The organism is Haliscomenobacter sp. (assembly GCF_040403615.1).
Lineage (GTDB): Bacteria > Bacteroidota > Bacteroidia > Chitinophagales > Saprospiraceae > Haliscomenobacter.
In genome coordinates this window covers 4,915-6,970 of sequence record NZ_JBBAKG010000182.1, presented here as the reverse complement: position 1 = coordinate 6,970, position 2,056 = coordinate 4,915, and the positions used below count along the sequence as shown (strand labels likewise).

Annotated in this window: 2 protein-coding genes; both read left to right on the top strand. The window is 44.6% G+C overall.

Annotated elements, in window-relative coordinates:
- Positions 1–255 (top strand): aldo/keto reductase (locus tag ABW391_RS28065; RefSeq protein ID WP_353485223.1); only part of this gene is annotated, 255 nt, incomplete at its 5' end.
- Between the two features lie 108 nt (positions 256–363).
- On the top strand, positions 364–2,056 hold a 1,693-nt coding region (locus ABW391_RS28060; protein ID WP_353485222.1), incomplete at its 3' end, for a branched-chain amino acid ABC transporter substrate-binding protein.

The following is a 2,056-nucleotide window of genomic DNA, read 5'->3' as shown; positions in this document are numbered from 1 at the left end:
GATTCAAAGCGAGCAGCAGGTGCAAGAGAGCATGCAAATGATAAGAATTATGCAGTTCTTGCTGCAATGGATGAGATCTCAGCTGCCCATAACAATGCACCGTTATCTGCAATTGCATTAGCCTGGCTGCGTTCCCAACCAACGGTCAGCGCACCTATCTCATCTGCCCGCACCGTTGCCCAGCTAGAAGAGATTGTTCAGGTTATTCACTTAACAAGCGAAGAGGTTGAAAGTCTCAATGCGCTGTTTGCTTAAAGACTTTTTCTAGCCTCTGCGTAAATCAGCAGACAGCTAGATGGGGTTGATTCAGGCTCAGTTTTGAGGGTATTCACCATAGAAACTGCCCTCCTGTACAATTTGAAAATGCCTAGATTCAGTTTCAAGAAGCGTGCTGGTTATTCTTGGCTATCCCTCATTTTGATTTTTCAAATTTCCCCGATGGAATCCGCGGTGGGAGTAGAAAGAAATATACGCATCGCATTCCAAGGTCCACTCTCGGGTCCTGAGGCTTCGCTTGGAAATGACCAATTAGATGGCGTTAAGTACGCTATTCAACAATTTAATAAGCGGTTTCGTGGAGTGTTTAATGTTTCAGTCGTACTAATTGATGATCAGGGCGACCCGGCAATTGCCCAAAAAATTGCCCCAACCTTTGCTGCCATACCAACTATTCTTGGCATAGTTGGGCCTAGTTATTCGGGCGCAGCAATCGCCTCTATGCCTTTTTATAAGGCACAAAACCTTGCGATGATTTCCCCGTCTGCAACTCGTGTATCGATGACTGATCCAGCACAAGGTGCAATCGGATTCCCTATATTCCATCGAATACCCTCACTGGACAAAATTGAAGGTCCTTCCCTGTACAAGATTGCTACTCAAGGCGTCTCAGTACCTAAAGTAGTAATCGTTGATGATAAATCAGCTTACGGTGTAAGTCTTTCGCAAAGTATTAGATCTTCTGCAAGCTCACAAAACATTGTTGCGACAGTTTCGGTAGGAACTAGTGCGGCAGGCATCATTGACTGGTCGGGGACTGTAAATACTGTTAAATCATCCGCCGCAAATGTTGTTATTTACACCGGTTACACTCCGCAAGCAGCAACTCTCTACACCCAACTAAGGAATTCTGGGTATAAGGGTATTTTAGCCGGAGGGGACGGAGTTAATTACTCGTCAATTTTCGATTACGCAACTAGTTCTGTTTTAGAAGGAGTCAGGCTATCTGCTGGGACTGCTCCTCTGTCTGGGATTAATGCAGACTTAGAAAGCAGTTTTCGTCTTCTTGTGGGGAAACCATCTGGAGCGTATGCAGCTGAATCTATAGATGCGACAAATGTATTGCTTTACTGCATTGCAACCGGTGTAACAACCCGAAAACAAATGCTTAACTGCATAGACGGCTTCTGGGGCACTTCAGTCTATGGCCACCGATTTGGATTCGATCGATACGGCGATAATATCAAACAAATTTTTCATGGCTTTGAAATTAAATCTGGCTCGATAAAGTTAACGCAGACACTTGGGAGAACAAAAGAGAGTGCTGCCGAAATCATAGCCAGTTTTCCTTGGTACAACATTTCGCCAGTAGCCGAGGGAGTTAACGTCACAATAGTTCAATTCGTTAGCTATACCGATAGAAGTAATAAGCTAAATGACGGTCTTAATGCCCATCTTGAGTTGTTAGATGCATTAAATGCCGCTATCCAAGATGCCCTTGACGCAGAATCCTTTTCACCTTTACCAGCTTTTACGGCCCAACTGGGCACACTAGATAGCAAACTACTTGTGCACTCACAAAGTTTGGATGAGTTAGTTGCTATTGAAGACTCGGCCTGTTCAATCGTAAATAGCGATGTGACAAACACAGAGGAATCAATAATTTTGCAGGACATCTGTGCAGAGTTTAAAGATGCACTTGGCGCTGCGACCGACGCCTTTAATGCAGCAGAGTTTTCAACAGATGACGCCCGTGGTTGGTTAGCGTTCTTACAAAATGAAAAAAATGCTGCAGATGCGAAGGCTGCCGCGGATTTAAAGACCAAGCAGGAAGCAGATG